General features: G+C 32.2%; 1 pseudogene. It reads left to right on the top strand.

Annotated features, from left to right (window positions below):
- Window positions 1-301 (top strand): annotated as a pseudogene (locus Q9I99_RS11340) (Imm26 family immunity protein); the annotation flags it as partial.
- Window positions 302-323 lie beyond the last annotated feature (22 nt).

The following is a 323-nucleotide window of genomic DNA, read 5'->3' as shown; positions in this document are numbered from 1 at the left end:
CATAAGAAAGAAGATTTGGAAACTGATAGGGCAAGTTGATTTAGAGAAAGAAAATATAATATATCCAGATTTAGCGATTTTCTTATCATACAATAAAGAACTTTTTATTAGACAATCAAGAGTAATAAGAAACGGAAATTCTTTGGTAGTTTCTCAAAAAGATTATATAGACTTACTAAAGCGAGGGTATATATATAGTTTCTTTGACGATTACAAAATCTTTGAACTCTGGCTGTCTAGTAATGTGGAAAATTATCCAGAAAGTGAAGGCATATTTCCTTTGCCATCTCAGTATTTATAGGGGCAACGGCCTATGTCGCTGG

It is taken from the genome of Neisseria basseii (assembly GCF_962707005.1).
Lineage (GTDB): Bacteria > Pseudomonadota > Gammaproteobacteria > Burkholderiales > Neisseriaceae > Neisseria > Neisseria bergeri.
The sequence above is the reverse complement of the archived record's forward strand: the minus strand, read 5'-3'. Positions and strand labels throughout refer to the sequence as shown.